Origin of the sequence: Vibrio sp. 10N.261.52.A1, assembly GCF_002876325.1 — a bacterium.
Lineage (GTDB): Bacteria > Pseudomonadota > Gammaproteobacteria > Enterobacterales > Vibrionaceae > Vibrio > Vibrio chagasii.
This window is the reverse complement of sequence record NZ_MCYD01001080.1, coordinates 1-4,904: the sequence shown is the minus strand read 5'-3', so window position 1 is coordinate 4,904 and position 4,904 is coordinate 1. Positions and strand designations below refer to the sequence as shown.

4 protein-coding genes and 3 pseudogenes are annotated in these 4,904 nt (G+C 45.6%); all 7 read right to left on the bottom strand.

Annotated features, from left to right (window positions below; translation table 11 throughout):
• Positions 1–452: pseudogene (locus BCT81_RS23330) on the bottom strand (hypothetical protein); the annotation flags it as partial.
• 24 nt (positions 453–476) lie between these two features.
• On the bottom strand, positions 477–803 hold the full coding sequence (locus tag BCT81_RS23325; RefSeq protein ID WP_102426021.1) for a hypothetical protein: 327 nt from the start codon (positions 801–803) through the stop codon (positions 477–479).
• A gap of 499 nt (positions 804–1,302) precedes the next feature.
• A pseudogene (locus BCT81_RS23320) lies at positions 1,303–2,124 on the bottom strand (phage tail protein); the annotation flags it as partial.
• Positions 2,125–2,157: 33 nt separating this feature from the next.
• Positions 2,158–2,820 carry a phage tail protein gene (locus BCT81_RS23315; protein ID WP_102426020.1) on the bottom strand — a complete coding sequence of 221 codons (663 nt, stop codon included), beginning with the start codon at positions 2,818–2,820 and terminating at the stop codon, positions 2,158–2,160.
• Between the two features lie 3 nt (positions 2,821–2,823).
• Positions 2,824–4,017, bottom strand: coding sequence for a baseplate J/gp47 family protein (locus BCT81_RS23310; RefSeq protein WP_102426019.1), 1,194 nt, complete (start codon positions 4,015–4,017; stop codon positions 2,824–2,826).
• The gene (locus BCT81_RS23305) at positions 4,014–4,340 is read right to left on the bottom strand and encodes a DUF2590 family protein (protein ID WP_102426018.1); all 327 of its coding nucleotides are present in this window, start codon (positions 4,338–4,340) and stop codon (positions 4,014–4,016) included. Before BCT81_RS23305 ends, BCT81_RS23310 begins: the two co-directional genes overlap by 4 nt.
• Positions 4,330–4,904: pseudogene (locus BCT81_RS23300) on the bottom strand (phage tail tape measure protein); the annotation flags it as partial. The gene BCT81_RS23305 and the pseudogene BCT81_RS23300, both read right to left, overlap by 11 nt.

Here is a 4,904-nt window from a genome sequence, read left to right as displayed (position 1 = left end):
TCAGACAGAGGGAACACAGAAACAAGATCACTTAACTGGCTAGCAAACTGGGCTAACTGCGAAGCTGTCACCATAAACGCCACACAATGAATATTGCCAGTTGGTCGGTGCTTATCTGCATGATCACGAAGTTTGCCAGATAACACTTTAACTGCAGACTGTGGATTTAAGTAACTACCTGAGTCCAACTTAGTCCCCACTTGAAACTGGTAAGGCGTCGCAGTTAACACGGTTCCAGTTTTCAACAGAGATTCAAGTTCACTGCGTAGCCTAAGCAAAGCACTCGCTTCTTCGCTTAAAGAGTGACGCCCATAACGGATGTCACTCTCAAGGCTAGTCAATCGGCTAACCGCATCATTCACCGTGGCACCGATTTGGTTTGTCACCTGCTCAGACTGGGTTTGAATTGATTGCGAACAGCTAGGCCAGCTGAGCGGGGATTGTTTCCACATAGTACTTCTCCCTTCGAAAAGCGCTTAAACTGGGCGTATTGGCTTTTTATCTGCCATTTGTAAATCACCGGAATCAGAGTGAGACACAAAGTCTCGACATAAAATAGCGTACTGATTTATTTCATCCAAAGTGGCTACCGCTCGCTTTAGGTCTCCCGTTTGGTGGTAGGCTCTCTGAATGTCACACCAATTTAACTCATCGATAGCCCATTGTTGTGCCTCTGCTAACTCATCTCTTTGCTCGGCCATTTCAAGAGCGTCTGATTCAGATATAGGTGTTAACCCTTTCTTAGCTAGTTCGGGGGAGTCATATGCTCGAATAACCCCCTTTTCATCAACAAAATAATGCATAACAGTTTCCTTAACGGAGTTCTGACCAAGTATACAAACGATATAAAGAACTATTGGCCATTAACCAATACTCAGAGCCAGGTGGGATAATCACGTCGATGATGTAACCTCTCTTGCCTGAATAATAAACACCAATGGAATAAGTCTCATCATCAACATAAAATTTTGCTACTTCACCTATTTGATTCAAAGACCTAAAACTAATATGCACTTGAATCGGAAAGTTATTGGTGTTGGTGTATCGAACATTGAAAACGCGCGTGGTGAGCGTTAGGCGATTACGCCATGTTTGTCCTGAACTAAAGCCAGATTTGAAATTGCTTAGAGCCTTTTGAGTAATGACGAGCTCAGAGCTTGTTCCATTAGGGCTATCAGTGAAGAACTTTTTTATTCCTCGCCAAAATTGCGGTATTTTTATGTGTTTATTAACCGTTGATTCGCTGTCAATGTCTTCATCTGTAGCCGCATTACTCTTTGGCTCAGCCAGTGCCAAACCACCTTTAACCCGCCAATCAACCACTGAACCATCAGCATTTATTCTGGCCAATTTTGCGACGTAGTGCTGCTCACCATTCTCATCGACATAATCGGTTAACTCGGTTCTAGAAACTAAAATAGTAACTTTGTTTTCCCAGACTGACAGCGCTGTCCCTTGACGAACTGCATCGACATATAAGCCATTTGGTTTAGTCGTGATGGTTTGCAGCACTTCCCCATTCAACACCCCTCGTAAACCACCAACATAAACAACACCAGAATTCACTTTGTATTTATTCGGATCAGCTTGTCGGGTAACGTCAAACCCCACAATAAAAGCAGTTTGTCCATAATTATCGAAACAAGCCAAACGATGCTCTTCTTCCATCCCTTTCAATCGTGCGTGATAGTCAATCTGCCACGTTGAAGCATCAATTGTAATTCCGGCAATTCGAGCGGCTCCGTCATAGGCTTGTACCAATGACTTAGTGCTCGCCATGCCATTCTCCTTGGTCTCATTCGCTTTATGCACCACCATTCCGCAAGAATTCGGGGCATTCTTATCACGTAAATAAATCGCGTTGAAAGTAAACCTTGAAACCGTACCAGGGATCACAACTGAATACGCCAGTGCATTGCTACCCAGTTTGCCCACTTGCTCGATGTCTTGTTGGTAAACCCAGAGCGAAGCATCCGGCAAACCATTTTCACGATCAATTGGTTGGCTTGGGTCTAACCTCGGAATGTACGCAAAAATCATTTCATTCATGTCTGGTGCCTCACCAGCACTCATTTGATTTTGCAAATAACGCTCGAATTCGAGTGGAATTGCCGTTTGGCTCATTGGGTACCTCCTCGATACCAAAAAGGTCGCAACCTAAAAAGTGGCAATAAATACTTGTTGTCGATGTTCCACTGGCTGTGGCTTCACGTTCATGTCAACGGCTTGCTGAGTCTCGGCTCGAAACAGACTGAAGTTATGCGCCAGTTCACCACTAGCAATGGTTAAAATTGCCGGGTACGTCACTTCAAAACGGTAACGTCGACATGTCCGCCCGTATTGTTCTATTAGTGTTTGAGCTAACTTGTTGTTATTGGCAATATCATCATCTGTTAACTCAATGGTACACACGTCCCACTGTGCTGCCTGCTCACGCTCTTTAAACGTGACTATACCAATACCCAGCCTTTCAAAAATTCGCTTAAAACCTGCGACACTTCCCGCGTCTTTAGCATTCACTGCTGCGTATTTCACTCGCTTACGAAACATTGAAAGCGGTTCACCCTCAAAGCGTTTAATGTCTCTATCCCAAGCCATTAACTCCAAAGTCTTTTCACTGCATGTCATGGCATCCATTTGGCGAAGCGGAAACAACAACCAACTCCAAACCATTTGAAAAAATACGAACACCCCTTTCGATAAAAAGTGAGGCTCTTTGATTTCCTCCGAGGTGGTACTTCCATCTTGCCACCAAGGGATGACCACTTCTGGTAACTTTGGGGGGTGTTTTTTTTGAGCGTAATCTTGATGTTCAGACATGAGTTATCCCCTTACCGTTAGCGTTTTCAAACGAGGTTGCTCTAAGCCACTGATGATGTCTTCTTGCACCTTTCCGCCTACGGTGAACTTAACCGATTCGACCTCCGTCATATTGGTGTGAATTTCGGTACCAAGTAGAGAAAGACTGAAACGGCTTTCTGGTTTAGAGCGTGTCATCTCTGGATAAGCGGCCGTTTCACGAAATGCCGCCCTAATACGACCTTCGACTTCTAACAACTCGTTCACTTGCGATTGCTCGTCTAGGCTCTCCACTAAAATAACCTCGGCGAGCACATCATGCTCAGAATCTGGAATGGCCTTACAAGTCAGTACATCACCGTGACCGTGATGCCCTTTAGTCATAATGTGGTCATTTAACTCATTAATGACTGCTTGAGGGGTTTCACCTACTTCCATTAAAATCAAAGCTTCTGCCGTTCCTGGCGTGACTTCACCTGTATTTTTGAAATAGATATTATCGCTACGAACCCCAGCGACACTTGAAATAATCGAGCGGTAAACGTCATCAATGTGCCACTCGCCTGAACTAGTGAAAGCATTCTGAATACGCAGTGCCAATTCTTCATTACTTTCAGTGTTTGCACCCAGTAGGGTGATCCAATCCGGCTCATTAACCGCATCAACAATCCCTGGGATCTGTTCTGGAATAATATTGAAGTAACCTGCTGGCAAATTAAAATCAGAGCCAGCTTCCAATGCTTCAACGAGCACTTTCCCCGTCAGCTGACCCGAATCAATCACGGTTTCAGCCAGCACACGAACTTTATACACCACTCCATTAATCGGCAAAGTTTGAACTACTGCGCCAGCTTCGACCGTCACAGCATCAGCAGCGTTCACCTTGGTTAAGGTGATGTTGCCTTGTGTTTTCTCTGCCCCTTTCGGAACAATGTCGTATTCCCAAGCTTTCAACTCTAAGGCCCAACGCTCTGCTGTCGCCACAAAGATATTCGGCATTACGTGTTTAGCAAGTAGCGTTCTAATTAACCAGACACACGGTGTTATTATTGCAGCACGAACCCATCGCCAGAACGGTGACATTTCAGAGTCATTAGATACCTTACTGCCAGCCCCAGCCACTTCTTGTTTTAACTTGGCCTCGAATTCCTCTTCGGTCACCGGCACACCCGACTCGCTTAAGATATCGATAAAGTCTGCGCTTGGTCGTTTACTCATATTGTCACCTCAAACTCATCATATTCATAAGCCGTCGCGGTTAAGAGCATTTCACCCGTTTCCCGTTCTGTTGCGGTTGCGGTACCTGGAACGACTCGTACATCACCTTCAGCTAGCTGCTCAATCTGTACCATCACATCTGCTCGCAAAGCCGGGTTTCGTTCAGCAACCAATTGACGAGCCAAACCGGCTTCCATAATGGTGTGCTTAATGTCTTGCGCAATACTGTACAAATTACTGCATTCGGTTGGCTGTTGCCCTGCATCCATCTCCCACCCTCCGTCAATCACTTTGATGTCTCTATACTTCTTATCATCCGGCATTGAGTTCATCCCACTCTGCTAACTGATCTGGAGTGATCCCGTTTGGCGCGGTGATGTAAACGTCACCGTAAGAGTTCACATTGCTCCCTTGTGGTTTGTGGTTAGTCGTCACATTTTGAACCATACTTGGCGGTAGCGTTGGCAGAGCACCCGGTTGTTTGTATTCGGCAATACTTTCACCGTTAGCTACTGTAGGCATGATTGACGCTTCAAACGTCATGGGTTCAATTGATTTAGGGGCATTTCGCTCAGCTTGAACCGCGGCACTGATTTCTGGCGTCTCCACCTTGCTACCCAACTCAATGTCCACACCAGGGAGCATATTGAGCAAATCAACAATCCCCTCAATCGCTCCTGCAATAACATCAAACCAAGCCGTGTCTTTGAATGCTGCGGTTAAGTCGTCCCACCAATAGATTGCAGCAACCACACCACCAATAAGCAGTGCCATACCAGCCACAACCCATGTGACTGGGTTAGCCCATAAAGCGGCATTAAATAACCAGGCTGCAGCAGCGCTAGCGATCGTACTAATGCGGAACAACTTCATGATGCTGTTTAAAC